A 15844-nucleotide genomic window follows, 5' to 3' on the forward strand; every position below is an offset into this window, starting at 1 on the left:
TGGACTGGACACTTTTTGCCGCGCAACCGTTATCTAAATGAACATTATACTATCAATCTAGGAATCGCGTTTGCCTGTTTTTGCCAGTGAGAATGTTGACACGACGGACCTTGTAGCCACGCGCGACGCGCTCCGGGACAGCAATGCGCGATTTCGCACACTTGCCGACGCGATGCCGCAGATGGTCTGGTCAACGCTGCCTGACGGGTTCCACGATTATTATAATTCGCAGTGGTATAATTTCACTGGTGTTCCAACCGGATCAACCGATGGCAAGGGCTGGGAGGGCGTGTTTCATCCCGATGATCGGCCAGAGGCGTGGAAGCGCTGGAACCATAGCCTTGCTACCGGGGAACCATATGAGGTCGAATATCGTCTCCGCCATCGCAGCGGGAATTATCGCTGGACGATCGGACGAGCGTTACCGATCCGGGATGGGGAAGGGAAAATTATACGTTGGATGGGCACCTGCACCGATATCGATAATGCGAAACGCAATGCTGAGCAGAACGAAATACTAAGCCGCGAGCTTAGCCACCGCATCAAAAATATATTTGCCGTTATCGGTGGACTGGTCGGGCTGTCGGTCCGTCGTCACCCTGAAGCCAAAGCTTATGGGCGCGAACTTCAGGCCCGCATTGCGGCGTTAGCCAGGGCTCACGAATTTGTCAGGCCACACAGCGAACAGTCCGCACCCTATATTGCGGCGTCCACCCTGCACGCGATGTTGCACGACCTTTTTGCGGCTTACCCTGCGCTTAACGAGGGACGGCTGACGATCTCGGGCGATGATGTCGCAATAGACGACCGCGGTGCAACGCCGGTCGCCCTCGTATTCCATGAGCTGGCGACCAACGCGGCGAAATATGGCGCGTTGTCGGTTGCGGACGGCGCAGTCGCCGTTGCGTCGTCAGTTAATGACGATGCAGTAAGCGTTGTCTGGATCGAGCGTAACGGCCCTGAAATTGCCGGACCACCCGAACGCACGGGATTTGGGTCGCAATTGGCCGAACTCAGTATCGTACAACAACTGGGAGGCACGATAAAACAGACTTGGGATCGAGTTGGGCTGACCGTTCATATAACGGTACCCGCTGGGCGACTTACCCGGACAGAATAAGGTCAGGCGAAAAGCCGCAAGCTCGATGGGGGGATGGCGGCAACGTCGCCAACTTTCCGGCGGAGAGCATATTCTACCGCTGCTGCAACCACCTCAAGATCCGTCGGCTTAGTTAACACGCCGATGGTTCCTGCCACGCCATTTCCAAGCACGCGTGGGTTGGCGGTAATGAACAATACCGACGCGTTATGCTGACCGCTCAGTCGCTTGCCGATTTCTGGACCAGTAAGCCCGTCGCGCAAGTTCAAATCGACCAGCGCCAGATCGGGCTTCAGCATACCCAGATCGAGAGCCGTCGCCATATCGGGTGCGATACCGACCGAAACGTAACCCAGATCCTCAAGAATAGCTTCGAGCTCCATTGCGACGAGCATCTCGTCTTCAACAATGAGGATACGGGCAGGCATGGTGGTCTTTGTCTCTTTTCGAACAATGAAGTTATATTTAAGCAACAATGAGCGCTCGCTAAGGTTCCCTAATATACTCGATTGCGGCCCGTGCGATGTTATTTTTTCAGCCGACGAACCAGCGCGCTCGTGTCCTGACGTCCGCCGCCGAGCGCCTGAACTTCGGCGAAGAACTGATCCATGAGTGCCGCCACGGGAAGTGTCGCACCGTTGGCGCGTGCTTCGTCGAGTGCGAGGCCGAGGTCTTTGCGCATCCAATCGACGGCAAATCCGAAGTCGAACTCGTCCTTCACCATCGTGGCCCAGCGGTTCGTCATCTGCCAACTGCCTGCGGCTCCGCCCGATATGGATTCAAATACCCGGTCGAGGTCTAGGTCCGCAGCCTGCGCAAACCGCATTGCTTCACTGAGCGATTGAATTGTGCCTGCAAACGCAATCTGATTGCACATTTTTGTGGTTTGGCCCGCACCGGCCCGTCCGACGTGGACGATGCGGCTCGAGTAATGCTCCATGACCGGGGTAGCTGCGGCCAGCGCCTTGTCGGAGCCGCCACACATCAACGTCAGCGTGCCGTTGACCGCACCGACCTGTCCGCCCGTCACAGGGGCATCGACGCTGAGGATGCCGAGATCCTTTGCCTCCACCGCAAGCTGGCGAGCGATCTTTGCTGAAACGGTCGTATGATCGATAAATACAGCGCCCTTTGCCATCGCCTTGAACGCGCCGTCGCGTCCAAGTGTAATCGACGCCAGGTCGTCATCGTTGCCGACGCAGCTCAGTACAGCTTCCGCCCCTATGGCCGCTTCTGCCGGGCTATCGACCGCGTGACCGCCGTGTTTGCCGACCCACGCATCCGCCTTTGCGCGGGTGCGGTTATAGACTGTCAGGTCGTGTCCCGCGACCGCGAGATGCCGTGCAAGCTGGCCGCCCATGACGCCGAGCCCGATGAATGCCAGCTTTGCCATGTCGAATCCTCTAGATCGCGAGTTTGCGTGGCAACCCATATCGGCTAGGGGGCGTCCCTGAAATGGCCACTGCAACAAAAACTTCCGCCCCCGTCGTAACCCTAGCCGATATCCGCGCCGCTGCTGCGCGGATTGGTAACAAGGTCGTGCGAACGCCCACGCTACACAGCCAGACACTGTCGAAGCTGACCGGGGCCACAGTCTATCTGAAGTTTGAAAATCTTCAGTTTACCGCTGCTTACAAAGAACGCGGTGCTTTGAATAAATTGCTGATTCTGGGGGATCGCGCGAAAGAAACGGGCGTTATCGCGGCTTCGGCAGGCAATCATGCGCAGGGTCTTGCCTATCATGGCGCGCGACTGGGTGTACCGGTAACGATCGTTATGCCTGTTACGACGCCGACGACTAAGGTCATGCAGACGCAGGGTCATGGCGCGACTGTGATCCTGTTCGGCGAGACGTTCGACGCGGCTTATGCTCATGCGCGCGAGCTTGAGGTGGAACGTGGGCTGACCTTTGTCCATCCGTTCGACGATGTGGATATCATCGCGGGACAGGGCACCATCGCGCTCGAAATGCTGGCCGATGCGCCTGAAATCGACCTGATGTGCGTGCCCATCGGCGGTGGCGGATTGCTTTCCGGCGTTGGTACTGCGGCAAAGGCATTGAAGCCCAATATGCAGGTCATCGGCGTTCAGGCCGAACTGTATCCGTCGATGTACGCTTTGTTGAACAATCTCGATATGCCGAGCGAAGGCGACACGCTGGCCGAAGGTATTGCCGTCAAATATCCGGGCGAGATCACGCGTGAGATCGTTAAGGCGATTGCCGACGATATCGTGCTGGTGGGCGAACGGCATCTGGAAAAGGCGGTGGCGCTGCTTCTCGAGATCGAAAAGACAGTGGTCGAGGGCGCGGGGGCGGCTGGGCTGGCGGCATTGCTGGCGCATCCCGAACTGTTTGCCGGAAAGACTGTCGGCATTGTTTTGTGCGGCGGCAATATCGATACGCGTCTGCTGGCGAACGTGCTGTTGCGCGATCTTGCGCGGTCGGGTCGGCTCGCCCGGCTGCGCATCCGGCTGCAGGATCGTCCGGGGCTCTCTACAACGTTGCCCGCATATTTGACGAGCAGTCGGTCAACATTATCGAGATTTATCACCAGCGGGTGTTCACGACCCTTCCTGCGAAGGGGCTGATCACCGATATCGAGTGCGAAACCCGCGATCGTGCGCACCTCGATCGCCTGATCTCGGCATTGCGCGACGGTGGTGGTTACGAAGTGAGTCTCGTCGAACTGGCCTGACCCACTTTTGCACATACATTTTGATGGTAAACGCTCTTTTCATAAGTGCGGACGCGCTTCATAACTGTTTTTGTGACCGCGCCCTTTCGCTTTCCCCGATTTTTCGTAACGACGCCATCGGCTTGTCCGTATTTGCCGGGACGAACGGAGCGCAAGGTTTTTACCGAGCTGACAGGCCCTGACGCAGGCGAACTGAACGACGCGCTTGGCCGCATCGGATTTCGCCGAAGTCAGGGCGTGGCATACCGACCATCATGCCTCGATTGTTCGGCCTGTGTATCGGTGCGTGTGCTTGCGGCGGAATTCGTGCCCAGTACGACGCAAAAGCGCTTGATCAAGCGCAACGCCGATCTCGAGGTTTCGGTTTGCCGTCCGTGGTCAACTGAAGAACAGTTCGAGCTGCTGCGTAATTATTTGTCGGCGCGCCATCCAGAAGGCGGAATGGCCGATATGGACGACCTCGATTATGCAGATATGGTCGAGCTGTCGCCGGTGGACAGCTATGTCGTCGAATACCGCGAGCCGACGGTCGAGGGTCGAGCAGGCCGCCTTGTCGGTGCGTGCCTGATCGATCGGCAGGGTGATGGGTTGTCGCTGATCTACAGCTTCTTCGACGCCAGCGAAGGCGCTCGACCGGGGCTAGGGACTTATATCATCCTCGACCATATCAAACGTGCTTCCGCAGCCGACTTGCCCCATGTCTATCTCGGCTATTGGGTCGCGGGTTCGAAGCGCATGGAATATAAAGTGCGTTTCCGCCCGATGGAGCGGCTCGGCCCCACGGGATGGCGGCGTCTGCGCGACGAAGAGGTTGCGGTGTCCCTGGCGGGCGTTGGTGAACTCGGTGCACCGCACGTGAAGAAGATCTAGCGCCACCAGTTGGGTGGCAACGGCAGTTCTAGTGGCGGTGGCTTAGTGCCGGTGCGTCGGCTTCAACCGATAGCGGTGTCCGTCCAGAATATCGAACAATCCTGAAATCGCCGGATGATCGACCGGTTCTTCGCTGTCGTCCACGACCAGATTCTGCTGGCTGACATAAGCGACATAAGTCCCTTCGGCATTTTCAGCGAGCAGATGGTAATATGGCTGATCTTTCGACGGGCGGATTGCCTCTGGGATCGAGGCATACCAGTCTTCGCTGTTGGCAAATACCGGATCGACGTCGAAAATCACGCCCCGAAATTCGAAATGACGGTGCTTCACAACCTCCCCGATGTCGAAACGCGCGTGCGAAACGGGGGGCAGGGGGTGTTTTCCGAATATGGGAGACGCGATTTGCATAGCTTCAATTTAGGGCTTCGTCGCGTGATGACAAGCAGATGTGTTGATAGCGTGGTTTGCTTATATTTTTGCAGACCCTCACGGAGCCTTGGCAAGCCCGCAACGCTTCGCTAAGGCCCGCGTTCGATTTCGCCAATGGCGGGTGTGTAACGCCCTCGCGATTGTCCTCTGCGGAGAGGTGGCTGAGTGGTCGAAAGCACCGCACTCGAAATGCGGCGTGCCCGTGAGGGTACCCAGGGTTCGAATCCCTGCCTCTCCGCCAATCGACCCTCCGCAGCAGTCCATAACCTTCCACTGGGATTGACATTATCCCCGGAAAACCGTGAGTTTGACGCTTCAAGCCGTTTGCAGTCGTCCGCTACCTTCCACTCCTTGATGGGGTATAAAATGGGGTATCGTTCACTGAAAATGGGGTATCGGAGGGTATCGTGCTCAGCGACGTCGAAATCAGGACCACCAAGCCAAAACTTAAGCCGTTTAAATTGGCTGACAGCAATCAGCTATATCTCGTCATCACGCCCAACGGCTCCAAACTCTGGCGAATGAAATACGTCTTCGACGGTAAGGAAAAAACGCAATCGTTTGGGCCATATCCGCTCATCGGCCTGTCCGCGGCGCGGCAAATGCGCGACGAAGCCCGCAGACTGCTGCTTGATGGCATTGATCCTGCTGCCGCCAAGCGGCAGCAGGTGCAGGCGTCGATTGAAAGTTCCCGGCTGACATTTGCTGTTGTCGCGGCGGAATGGTTTGAACTCAATCGTGGCAAGTGGGCCGTCAGACATGGCAATGATGTGCTGCGCAGCTTGAAGCGCGACGCATTTCCACACATCGGAAAAATTCCGATCTGCGAACTGACTCCGCCCAAAATCGTCGAGACGTTACGCCTGGTCGAAGATCGCGAGGCGATCGAGACCGCCAAGCGGCTCAGGCAGCGGATCTCCGGGGTATTCGGCTATGCCATTGCCGCGGGATATGTCGACAGAGACCCTTCGGAAAAGGTCGATGCTGCCCTAAAGCCGTTACCTCGAAAGGGTCATCAGCCCGCCATCACCGACCTGGCAACGCTCACGAAAATGTTAAGCGATGTGGAGGATGAATATGCCCGTGGCATCACGCGCCTGGCCGTCCGCTTCATTGCACTGACTGCGGTGCGACCCGGCGAGTTGCGCGGCGCGTGTTGGGATGAGTTCGAAAACTTGGATGGCGACAAGCCGCTCTGGCGTATTCCCGCCGAGCGCATGAAGGGCAGTCTCGAACGGAAAGTCGAAGTCGGTGGTGACCATCTGGTCCCCTTGGCCCACCAGAGCGTGGCGATCCTGAACGTGGCCCGCAAACTTCTGGGAAGTCGTCACCTTGTGTTCCCCAACGACCGAGACGTAAACAGGCCGATGAGCGAGAATGCGATCGGATATCTGATCAATCGGGCAGGATATCGAGGACGTCATGTGCCCCACGGGTTTCGCGCGTCTTTCTCCACAATCATGAACGAGTGGGCAAATCGGGATGGCGCACCCGGAGACAGAGATGTCATCGATTTGATGCTGGCTCATGTCCCGCGAAACAAGGTCGAGGTCGCTTATAATCGTGCTGGTTATATGCCGCGCCGTCGCGAACTTGCTCAAGTCTGGGCCGACAAATTGACGGCGGGATTGGTTCCGCCAGAAGCGGTAGCACACCGCCCTTCACAACCACTGAGCACGGGAAGAAGCAGGCGCGTCCGAAGACCATTTTCTTAATATCGCTTTCGTCGGCCCTGCCGCCGAGTGGCCTTATACGCTAATTCGAATAAGTCTGAATTATACGCTTTGGAGTATATATTAGAAATATACGCCAATTAGTATATTGCTATGTTATATCAATTAGCGTATAGCGGTGCAGGAGGCACCATGACCCAACTTGCGCGCACCCCTAAACAAATTGGTGAGATACTGCGGCGAACGCGCAATCTTGCGGGAATGAGCCAAGGGGAATTGGCGGGCCGCGCTGGACTGCGCCAAGCGACAATTTCCCAAATTGAAAGCGGCAGAACCGCAACAAAAATAGGAACAATCTGCGATATTCTGGGAGCTCTCGATCTTGAGCTGGAAGTGCGGCCAAGATCGAAAGGGTCACCCCAGGACATCGAGGATATTTTTTGATGGCGCGCAAGTCGGTCAACACGCCACTTACCATTTACCTGAACAATCGCCTTGTCGGACGGCTGACCAAGCAATCAAGTGGCGCCATCGATTTTACTTACGATCCAACATGGCTCGCGTGGGACAACGCCCTGCAGATATCACTTTCGCTGCCGCTCCGAGAAGCGCGCTTCATTGGTGCACCAGTCGTCGCCGTGTTCGATAACCTGCTGCCCGATTCCAGAGCGATCCGCGCGCGCGTTGCCGAGCGCGTCGGCGCACAGGGCACCGATGCGTTCAGCCTGCTGTCGGAAATCGGGCGCGATTGTATCGGGGCGCTACAATTCATGCCCGACGGCATTGAACCTGACGCAACGGGGCCAGTTCACGGTACGCCCGTTAACGATGGGGAAATCGAGGCAATCCTCACCAATCTTGCACGTGCACCGCTGGGGCTCGATACCGATGACGACTTTCGGATTTCGGTGGCAGGTGCTCAGGAAAAAACAGCGCTGCTGCGTCATGGCGGGTTCTGGATAAAGCCTTCGGGGACAACACCGACAACGCATTTGTTCAAGCCACAGATTGGGCAGCTTCCTAATGGGATAGATCTTTCCAACAGCGTCGAAAACGAATTCTATTGTATCCAGCTCATGACCGCGTTCGGCCTGCAGGCGAACGAGGTGGAGATCCAAACCTTCGGCGCTACCAAGACCCTTGTCATCAGGCGTTTCGATCGCCTCGCCACGCGCGATGGCCGCATCTTGCGGCTGCCACAGGAGGACATGTGTCAGGCGTTGTCGGTTCCGCCGACCAACAAATATGAAAACGATGGCGGTCCGGGCATAAAGGGGATCATCGAACTCCTCAGAGGCAGCGACGATCCTCAAGGCGATCAGCTTGCATTCTTCAAAAGCCAGATCATTTTCTGGCTGATCGGTGCGACCGACGGACATGCCAAGAATTTCAGTGTTTTTCTTACGCCCGGAGGCCGATTTCGGCTGACACCGTTTTATGATGTCCTGACGGCGCAACCGAGCCTTGACGGTGGCCAGATCAGGCGCAACCAGATGAAGCTGGCAATGGCCGTCGGCAACAGCCGGAAATACCGGATATTCGATGTTCACGGACGTCATTTCAGCGAGACTGGCAAAGCAGCCGGCATGCCCAATCAGCTTGTCAATCAAGCGATTTCGGAGATTGAACAAACGGCTGCAGGGGCATTCGATAAGGTTGAAACAATGTTGTCTGCAGATTTTCCGCAAGCGATTCATGCTTCGGTCAAAACAGCCGCTATGGCCCGGCTCACCCAACTTGACACACGGTAAAGTACCGACCGCCAGCTTCACCTTCCTCCATTCATCGGATCATCGCCTCAACAGCGATCCAACTGCCGGTCATAAATCTTGAAAAGTCTCGATCCTCGTCAACCTCCTGATCCAAAGAACTTTGGGGCGTTCACGCGAGTCAGCCACTTGACCATGAGGTCAATGCCTAGCGCGGTCATGGACACTGTCGGAAATCTGTCATCGCCGAGACTTGATCGAACATACCCGTGTTCAGCAAGCGAAGCGATATAGCGAACCGCGGTTGTTTCGGGAACGAGTGACCCCCTGCAGACACTTTTCACGCTTATCTTTTCAACATTCCCGCTCCGTGAGTAAATATCCAGCAACAGATTCCATGCGGGATTGGCAAAAAGCGGATTGTTGAAAATCTCGTCACGATCACGGCGTGCGCCGCAAATATTGGCAGCAAGATTACGAAGGTCTACCGATTTGCCAGATGCACTCTCTGATACTGCTATTTGCATATTTAGGCCCCACAAGCTCCAGGCTGTAAATTCACTTATCTTGTTTGTCAGTGCACCTCATTCTTTAAGAAACGACGAGCTCCCTCACATACTTTTAGCGGTCTCCCACTCGAAAAGCGCCGTGGCAGCAACATCTCCCTGGCCAACGGATCCAAGGAAATCAGCTTCCGGTTCATGTAGCCATATGGCTCGACGAAGGCCACACAGCGCCCGGAAACCAACGGTATGACGCGCAAAGCATTGGCGTCTGGTCTAGGCAGTTCGATCCGCGCTCGGCGTACCTGCTGATCTGTTGAACGTTGGCCGATGCGGGGCAAGGTCAACAGGTTTCGACGGAGCTCGTTAGCAAGCAGATGGTCGCCGATCGCTTGATTTTCAACTTTCAAGGCAGGGGGAGGGACGCTATTCGCCCTGAACCAAATCAATAACTCTGAGGAGATCCCTGTGAAACGAAAGATGCAGTTTGTCGTGTTAGCCGCGATTTATGGCGCGGCGGTCTCCTCCGCATGTCCGGCTTTCGGCCAGACGCAGTCTGCGATGAATTCATCTGCTGCCCAAAGCGCAAAAAAGGCGGATCAAGCGCTTAACGCGCAATATAGAATGACGGCCGGTAAAATCTCTGTGCCGACGCGCCTTCTCCTCCGTGACGCCCAAAGAAGCTGGATCAGTTTCCGCGATCAGGAGTGCAGGTTCGCATCCGCGGGCGCCAAGGGTGGCTCTGCATACCCGATGATTTATTCAGGATGCTTGAAACGTCTGACTGAAGAACGAACTCGTCAACTGAAGTCACATGCTCAGTGCGAAGAAGGCGATCTGTCCTGCTCTCGCTAGGGCGCCGCGTTCGACAAAAATATGATCGATTGCGTTCATCAATTTGATCTCTGTGCGCACTCATTGTGCTGTTGGATCGGTCACCGCCACGTTTGCAATAACGCTTCCTGGGAGAGGGTGACCGATTCAATACCCTTTTGTGTAACAGCATCGAAGGGAAGACATTCATGTTTCTCCAGACGATGAAATCCCAAAGGTGCTACCGATTCCCACATCTAGGGCCGACACCTGCGCCGATGACCATGGATCTCATTGATCGGAGGCAAATGAGCCAAGCGCAAAGGCGTGCCCGGCGACAGCGTTACCCTGTGGTTGCTGTTCGTCTGTCTTTTCGTCGCCAACCAATCCTTATTGGTCGTACTGGGTAACATCTGCGGCCTCGGCCGTCATCTTGGCTTGGCGCGGCCGTCCTTTGCATGGCAAACCACCGGGCGGCCAATGCCGACCAGTTGACCCAACGCTTTCAACCAGGGGGAGCTCCGGATTTTCCGCAATAATCGGCGATTGTTGTTTGTACGGGCGGTCTGCTCGATGCGCATCGTAAGGGATCCACTCGCTTCGACCGCATTTACCCGACTGGGCTGCAGACCGCACAGCACGAAATCACGTGGCACTGCTCGTCAATTTGCGCACGCCAGGTCGGTCGCTGCGCATCGATTTTGGTAATTGGTGTCACCCATTTCCACGCTGGATTGGGTCAGCTCCAGCGAACCAACGAGCAACGTCTGCGTCCACTTGCTGGCCGCGGGCCCGGGCAATCAGGCGCTGCACCCGCCGACGGGCGGCACCACTGTGGGTACGCCAGCGGCGATCCGAGGTCAGCGCTGGATAGAAATGAAGGGCGATGTCCCGGGCGGTCGCGCCTGTTGCGATGGCATCGGCGGTGCGCAGCTCCAGGATCCATCGATTGGCGCGCCGCTCACGAGGATATGCTGACGCCAAAAATGCCTGCCGCTGGACCAATTCGGTAAGCCGCTGCAGCGTTTCGGCAGGCGCTCGCGCCGAGATCAGGCCATCGATCCGGTAAGCCAGCAGCGCTGGGCTTCCAACCACGCTTCCGGTGGCGATATCGAGCCGGATCCCATGCGTGCCATCGCTGATCAGCACATGCTCCCCTATCGTCGTGCCTACGCGCAACTTCGCCAGCGAAGCCAGTTTCCGGAGATCGAAGGCATCGCGCGGGCCTGGATCGCGGTCGAGGACATCGGCCGTGAGCACGGTCGGGTCGATCGCGCCCGACCAGAGTGGTCGTGCCTGCTTTGCGTCGAGCCTTGGATCTTCATAGTCAATGAGGCCGAAACTCTCCGGCGTTCGCCATGGGGCATGGCCCGCTCTCTTGCTGCGTCCCGACCACGCATCGCGATAGCGTGACGAGCGGCGTAACCATTCCCAGGCGAAGGCGGATCGGGGCATTGGGACCAGATGGGCATAATCCTGAGCCCGGCTCCAGTCAGGCAGACCGGGCTGGCCCGTATCCATCGGCTAGAGGCCGTCAAGCGGCTCGACCGCATCGTCACTGAACAAGCAAGGCGATCTAAACAATCTGGACATGATCACTCCAAACTGAAGCGAATTCCTCTTTATATTTGGAATATAGTTTGGTTATTTGTCAATTGCTTGCTTTGGTGTAACCCGCCGCCACCGCGCGGCGTTAACTTTCATGGTGCCGGGCCCGGCTTGAGAACCGCGCGGTCCGGTCCAAGGGGACGGCGACGGACTGTGGCTCAGGGACGCAGCGCCGGGCGACCGAAGAACACGATGCGCTCACCCGAACTCGCCCAGTCGTATATCGACGCTTTTGCCGCGGCACGGAATTTCGAAGAACTTCAGGACATATTGGCCCGAGCATGTGTCGCAGCCGGGTTCCGCTATTACGCTTTGACCCAGCACGCCGATTTCAAGCCGGGCCGTTCGAAACTTCTGCGCATGCACAATTATCCCGCGGGCTATGCCTTCTGGTTCGATGCGCGTCGCCTCGGCAAGAACGACCCGGTCCACCGCGCCAGCCAACTCCGGACGTCGGGGTTTAGATGGAGCGAGATCGCAGGCCTGATCGACTTCACCGCCGACGACGAACTGGTCTTCGCGCAGGCGCGTGCTTGCGGCATCGGCGACGGCTTTACCGTGCCCGGCAATGTCACCGGTGAGTTGTCGGGGTCGATCTCGTTTGCCATGGGGGTCGGCGAGGTCATCGATGACGACGCGATCCAGTTCGCGCGCCTCATCAGCACCTATGCCTTTGATCGGGCGCGGGTTCTCAGCGGCACGAGACCGTTTCGCCAGCATGCACCGATCACGTTGCGGCAACGCGCCTGTCTGCTGTGGTCCAGCAAGGGTAAGACAGATGAACAGACGGCCTCGATCATGGGGATCAGCCGCAACACAGTGCTGGGTCATATGCGTGCCGTCCGCGATACCTATGATTCACCAAGTCGGCTTTACGTGGTGGTGGTCGCGCTCTTCGAGGGTACGATCTGCTTCAGTGACATTCTGGACGCTTGATAGCTATATGTAGCTATACCCCGCATCAAACCGGCATGCTCGATTGAGCGCTCCATCAATGGAGGCAATCATGCTGGTAACCGTCAGTGAAACCAACCACATCCACGAGAGCGACGTGCTGCGCGCCATGTTCGAGGCGCGCAAGCACGTGTTCATCGATCTGCTCAAATGGCCACTTCCCGTAGTTGCCGAGCGCTATGAGATTGATCAGTTCGACGATCGCCACGCGGTCTATCTGATCATCACCGATGAGCAGGGTCATCATATGGGATCGGCCCGTTTGCTGGACTCGACGCGCCCGGGCATCCTCAACACCTTGTTCGCCGACCTCTGCGACTTCGACATGCCGATCGGCCCCGATGTCTATGAAATCACGCGTTTCTGCCTGTCTCGCGGTTTGCGCGCACGCGACCGCCGCTTCGTTCGTGACCGGCTGGTCACCGCAATCGCGCATTATGCGCTGGCCAACGGCATCACCACCTACACAGGCGTCGCCGAGTGGGGCTGGATGCAGCAGATCCTGAGCTTTGGCTGGCAGTGCCGACCGCTTGGCTTTCCCAAGGACCGCGAGGGCGCGACGCTTGGCGCGCTACGCATCGACATCGCAGCCGATACGATTAATCGGCTTGTCGCCGCCGGCATTTCGGATGGAACCGAGATGCCAATCCGGCAGGCGGCGTGAGGTGGGCGCCCCCGCCATGGCAGCGTGCGGACATGCTGCAGTCGACCCGCATTTGGAAATGCTTGGGAATGAGGGCTATTCGGCGGCCAGCATGATACCGCCGTTCGACCAGCGCTTTCCGGCAAGCTGGCTGATCTGGTAATCGCCGAAATCACCGTCCGCGCTCGCCGACCTGAGCCGCGTTTCGAATCCCTCGAAGCGGTTGCGAAAGCGGAAGTTGACCACGCCCGCAACGGCGTCGGCACCATAGATGGCCGAGGCACCGTCGGTCAGAAGCTCGATCCGCTCGATCGCGCTCGAGGGAAGCAGCGAGATGTCGCTGAACGAACCATTCGCCCCGGCAAGTGCGGGCCGCACGCCATCGAACAGAACGAGTGTCGAGGTGTCTCCCAGCCCGCGCAGGTTGATCCCGGTCCCGAAGCTGCCATTGTCGGGCGCGCCGTTAAGGTCGGACACACCCTGGCTCGCCTCGGCCTGACCGCCACCATAATTCTGCGCGATGGTCTGCAGGATGTCGGTAACCGACGAGCGGCCGCTTTTATCGAGGGCTTCGCGCGTGACCACGACGATCGGCGATCCGACGGGCGCGCTGCCACGGATACGCGTACCCGTCACGACCAGCTCCTGGTTGTCTCCGGGCGCTTCGCCACGTTCGCGCGGCAGATCAGGCTTTATGACAAAAGCGCGGTTGATGATTTCGGCGTGTAGCCCCGAGGCGCGCAGCAGCGACTGGATCGCCTGCTCCGGGAGCGCGTTGCCGGTGAGCCGTCGGCTCTTCTTGCCCGCGACCAGCGGGTCGGCAAAGATCACCTCGCGACCCGACGCGACGCCGAAGGCACGCAGCGCCATGCCCAGATCCTGCGCGCCGATGTCAAAATGATGGTGCGCCTGTGCGCTGGCGCTGGCCGGGATCGTCAGTACCATGATCGCCGTGATGGCCATCAGGCTGGTGTTGTGAGTGAAACGCATCGGTCGGTCCCCCTTCGGACGCGGGCCTGTTGCCCGTCCGAGATGGCTGACGATGTGTTTTCAAACTCCCCTACGAATTTATTGGCACGGCTTCAGCGGCCCCCAGACAGAAGGATGCCTCGATCGGATTCGGACAGCCTCAGGTCGAGCGCAGCGGCAAGTTTTTCCGCCAGCGCGCGCGCGTCGCGCACGTCGAAGACGCCACTTATCCGACGGCCGGTGGTGACATCGGGGGCAAGGACGATGCGCACGCTGGCGTGACGATTGGCAAGAGCGATGACACGACCGAGTGGTACGCCATTGAAACTCAGGCGCGAAACCGGCCACGCAGCATCGCTGACGTGCGTCGGTACTGCGTGCATGCCGTGCGAGGACGCATCGAGCGTTTGCCCGGCGCGCATGGTGACCGGGGCGCTGGGGTGATCGGAGGGAGTCTCCACGGTCGTCGTCACGTCGACCACGCCGCTGATGAGTACGATATGTGTCCCCGTGCGCGTCTGGCTGACGTCGAACACGGTTCCGTGCGCGGTCACCTTCTGCCCGTCGGCCAAAACGACGAAGCGGCGCGCCGGGTCGTGTGCAACGATGAACCGCGCGCGACCGCGCGTCAGTGTCACCCGGCGCTCGCGGTCGGTGAGATCGACCGCGATTGCGCTGTCGGCGTCGAGAAGCACGATCGACATGTCAGCAAGACGGAACGCGCGCACCGCAGATCCGGCTGATGTTGCGAGGGCCACGGGCAGTTGCTTGGCGTCCCCCCACGGGCGCCATACGATCGTGCCGACGGCGACGAGCGCAACGAGCGCCGCCAGCGCGTGCTGCCGGCGAAAGGCGCTTTGCAACTTCACGGGCGAGGCTGCCTGCCGCGATGCGCGATGGCGCGTGTTGCGCGCGATGTCCCAGTGACGCTCGGTCTGGGCAAATGCGGCGGCGTGGCGCGGATCAGCGTCCCGCCAGGCCACGAAGGCTGCACGATGACGCGCGCCATCAGGGCGGTTCAGCCGCGCCCACCAGACGTCGGCCTCGTCGTCGATACGGGTGCCCATCAGCGCTGACCGCAGCGACGGCGGATGAGCTTCAATGCTGCGCTGATGTGTTTTTCGACACCTTTCACGCTCAGTCCCATGCGTTGCCCGATCTCGCTGTAATCGAGACCGTCTATGCGATGCAAAAGAAACACGTCGCGCGTCTTGGGTTTCATCCGTCGGATGGCGTCATCGACGCGGGCCAGCATGTCCCGCGCTTCGAGCTGGGCATGCGGATCGGGCCCGGCAACGGGATAGGCATCGATATCGTCATGAAGCGCGGGTGGCGCGCGCACGGCGCTACGTGCCGAATCGCGCAGGAGATTGCGGCCTATTCGCGACAGATAGGCTGCCGGGTTTTCGGGAGTTCCGCCTGAGCGGCTGATGCCGATCAGACGCCGGAAGCTGTCCTGTACATAGTCGAGAACGTCTTCGGGCTTTGCCCGACGGTTGAAATAGCCGGCAAGACGCGGTGCATCGCTGCGATAGAGGGCATCGAAATCACACGGCGCAGGGCTCCGCCCGTTCCAGTCCTCGGGCGGCAGCGGATCGCCTACGCTGTGTCCTCGTGTCCGTCCTTCGCCATCCATCGCCGACGCTCCGCGCGCCGGTGCATGTCGATTGTCGAGCCGACGCCGGGACATGCGACCGCGCCCGGAAAAAAGATCAAGGGCGTATGCCCACCACCGGCGGCAACCCGACGGGGTCACGCCTGTGTTCTTCTGCCTCGAGCGGAGTTCTCAAGCTCCGGCGCCTCGTCAACCGTGGCGCGCTGGCGAGTCTAAACGTGCGGAATCGCGATGCAAGTCCCGATTTCGGGCTGCGCCGA

Annotated in this window: 16 protein-coding genes, 1 tRNA gene and 1 pseudogene; 10 read left to right on the plus strand and 8 right to left on the minus strand. The window is 58.7% G+C overall.

All coding sequences use genetic code 11. The annotated features are described in order from the left end of the window. Positions 1-70: 70 nt before the first annotated feature. Positions 71-1120, plus strand: a complete 1050-nt coding sequence (locus tag D3Y57_RS17610) for a sensor histidine kinase (protein ID WP_239025915.1) — start codon at positions 71-73, stop codon at positions 1118-1120. 2 nt (positions 1121-1122) lie between these two features. On the opposite strand, the gene D3Y57_RS17615 is transcribed toward D3Y57_RS17610, so the two are convergent. Beyond that, a complete protein-coding gene (locus D3Y57_RS17615) occupies positions 1123-1575 on the minus strand; it encodes a response regulator (protein WP_347400398.1) in 453 nt (150 codons plus the stop codon). Positions 1576-1625: 50 nt separating this feature from the next. After that, positions 1626-2531, minus strand: coding sequence for an NAD(P)-dependent oxidoreductase (locus D3Y57_RS17620; protein WP_121154700.1), 906 nt, complete (start codon positions 2529-2531; stop codon positions 1626-1628). Positions 2532-2554: 23 nt separating this feature from the next. Between D3Y57_RS17620 and D3Y57_RS17625 the strand changes: the two are divergent. Then, positions 2555-3795, plus strand: a pseudogene (locus D3Y57_RS17625) (threonine ammonia-lyase). Positions 3796-3867: 72 nt separating this feature from the next. After that, entirely contained in the window at positions 3868-4665 is a 798-nt protein-coding gene (locus D3Y57_RS17630) for an arginyltransferase (RefSeq protein WP_121156142.1), read from the plus strand. A 42-nt stretch (positions 4666-4707) separates the two neighbouring features. Here the strand turns inward: D3Y57_RS17630 and hspQ are convergent, their stop codons facing one another. Continuing rightward, the gene (gene hspQ / locus D3Y57_RS17635; protein WP_121154702.1) at positions 4708-5076 is read right to left on the minus strand and encodes a heat shock protein HspQ; all 369 of its coding nucleotides are present in this window, start codon (positions 5074-5076) and stop codon (positions 4708-4710) included. Between the two features lie 172 nt (positions 5077-5248). Here hspQ and D3Y57_RS17640 point away from each other — a divergent pair. The 4 genes from D3Y57_RS17640 to D3Y57_RS17655 all read left to right on the plus strand — a co-directional run bounded on the left by D3Y57_RS17640 (position 5249) and on the right by D3Y57_RS17655 (position 8521). After that, positions 5249-5338: transfer RNA gene (locus tag D3Y57_RS17640), tRNA-Ser, on the plus strand. 166 nt (positions 5339-5504) lie between these two features. Next, a complete protein-coding gene (locus D3Y57_RS17645; protein ID WP_121154704.1) occupies positions 5505-6812 on the plus strand; it encodes a tyrosine-type recombinase/integrase in 1308 nt (435 codons plus the stop codon). A gap of 150 nt (positions 6813-6962) precedes the next feature. Beyond that, on the plus strand, positions 6963-7214 hold the full coding sequence (locus D3Y57_RS17650; protein WP_121156144.1) for a helix-turn-helix domain-containing protein: 252 nt from the start codon (positions 6963-6965) through the stop codon (positions 7212-7214). Further along, positions 7214-8521, plus strand: coding sequence for a type II toxin-antitoxin system HipA family toxin (locus tag D3Y57_RS17655; protein WP_121154706.1), 1308 nt, complete (start codon positions 7214-7216; stop codon positions 8519-8521). The genes D3Y57_RS17650 and D3Y57_RS17655 overlap by 1 nt, the downstream gene beginning before the upstream one ends. A gap of 98 nt (positions 8522-8619) precedes the next feature. Here D3Y57_RS17655 and D3Y57_RS17660 read toward each other — a convergent pair whose 3' ends face one another. Beyond that, positions 8620-9006 (minus strand): hypothetical protein, encoded by a 387-nt coding sequence (locus tag D3Y57_RS17660; protein WP_121154708.1) that lies wholly within the window; start codon positions 9004-9006, stop codon positions 8620-8622. Positions 9007-9462: 456 nt separating this feature from the next. Between D3Y57_RS17660 and D3Y57_RS21675 the strand changes: the two genes are divergently transcribed. Then, entirely contained in the window at positions 9463-9837 is a 375-nt protein-coding gene (locus D3Y57_RS21675; protein ID WP_121154710.1) for a lysozyme inhibitor LprI family protein, read from the plus strand. A 672-nt stretch (positions 9838-10509) separates the two neighbouring features. Here the strand turns inward: D3Y57_RS21675 and D3Y57_RS17670 are convergent. After that, a complete protein-coding gene (locus D3Y57_RS17670; protein ID WP_121154712.1) occupies positions 10510-11316 on the minus strand; it encodes a transcriptional regulator domain-containing protein in 807 nt (268 codons plus the stop codon). Between the two features lie 240 nt (positions 11317-11556). Here D3Y57_RS17670 and D3Y57_RS20270 point away from each other — a divergent pair, with 240 nt between their 5' ends. Together D3Y57_RS20270 and D3Y57_RS17685 are read left to right on the plus strand one after the other, a co-directional pair. Then, complete coding sequence (locus tag D3Y57_RS20270; protein WP_162987183.1) at positions 11557-12339, plus strand: helix-turn-helix transcriptional regulator; 783 nt, start codon at positions 11557-11559, stop codon at positions 12337-12339. 70 nt (positions 12340-12409) lie between these two features. Beyond that, the gene (locus D3Y57_RS17685; RefSeq protein WP_121156148.1) at positions 12410-13021 is read left to right on the plus strand and encodes an acyl-homoserine-lactone synthase; all 612 of its coding nucleotides are present in this window, start codon (positions 12410-12412) and stop codon (positions 13019-13021) included. 75 nt (positions 13022-13096) lie between these two features. On the opposite strand, the gene D3Y57_RS17690 is transcribed toward D3Y57_RS17685, so the two are convergent. The 3 genes from D3Y57_RS17690 to D3Y57_RS17700 all read right to left on the minus strand — a co-directional run bounded on the left by D3Y57_RS17690 (position 13097) and on the right by D3Y57_RS17700 (position 15659). Next, on the minus strand, positions 13097-13990 hold the full coding sequence (locus D3Y57_RS17690; RefSeq protein ID WP_121154716.1) for an STN domain-containing protein: 894 nt from the start codon (positions 13988-13990) through the stop codon (positions 13097-13099). 92 nt (positions 13991-14082) lie between these two features. After that, positions 14083-15036, minus strand: coding sequence for a FecR family protein (locus D3Y57_RS17695; RefSeq protein ID WP_121154719.1), 954 nt, complete (start codon positions 15034-15036; stop codon positions 14083-14085). Then, positions 15036-15659, minus strand: coding sequence for an RNA polymerase sigma factor (locus D3Y57_RS17700; RefSeq protein ID WP_239025917.1), 624 nt, complete (start codon positions 15657-15659; stop codon positions 15036-15038). The genes D3Y57_RS17695 and D3Y57_RS17700 overlap by 1 nt, the downstream gene beginning before the upstream one ends. Between the last annotated feature and the right edge of the window lie 185 nt (positions 15660-15844).

The organism is Sphingomonas paeninsulae (assembly GCF_003660165.1).
Classification (GTDB): Bacteria; Pseudomonadota; Alphaproteobacteria; order Sphingomonadales; family Sphingomonadaceae; genus Sphingomonas_O; species Sphingomonas_O paeninsulae.

Coding starts and splice junctions, on each gene's coding strand:
- D3Y57_RS17620 (WP_121154700.1), bottom strand. CDS start 2,531: ATGGGTTGCCACGCAAACTCGCGATCTAGAGGATTCGACATGGCAAAG.
- hspQ (WP_121154702.1), bottom strand. CDS start 5,076: ATGCAAATCGCGTCTCCCATATTCGGAAAACACCCCCTGCCCCCCGTT.
- D3Y57_RS17650 (WP_121156144.1), top strand. CDS start 6,963: ATGACCCAACTTGCGCGCACCCCTAAACAAATTGGTGAGATACTGCGG.
- D3Y57_RS17655 (WP_121154706.1), top strand. CDS start 7,214: ATGGCGCGCAAGTCGGTCAACACGCCACTTACCATTTACCTGAACAAT.
- D3Y57_RS17660 (WP_121154708.1), bottom strand. CDS start 9,006: ATGCAAATAGCAGTATCAGAGAGTGCATCTGGCAAATCGGTAGACCTT.
- D3Y57_RS21675 (WP_121154710.1), top strand. CDS start 9,463: ATGCAGTTTGTCGTGTTAGCCGCGATTTATGGCGCGGCGGTCTCCTCC.
- D3Y57_RS17670 (WP_121154712.1), bottom strand. CDS start 11,316: ATGGATACGGGCCAGCCCGGTCTGCCTGACTGGAGCCGGGCTCAGGAT.
- D3Y57_RS17685 (WP_121156148.1), top strand. CDS start 12,410: ATGCTGGTAACCGTCAGTGAAACCAACCACATCCACGAGAGCGACGTG.
- D3Y57_RS17690 (WP_121154716.1), bottom strand. CDS start 13,990: ATGCGTTTCACTCACAACACCAGCCTGATGGCCATCACGGCGATCATG.
- D3Y57_RS17695 (WP_121154719.1), bottom strand. CDS start 15,036: ATGGGCACCCGTATCGACGACGAGGCCGACGTCTGGTGGGCGCGGCTG.
- D3Y57_RS17700 (WP_239025917.1), bottom strand. CDS start 15,659: ATGTCCCGGCGTCGGCTCGACAATCGACATGCACCGGCGCGCGGAGCG.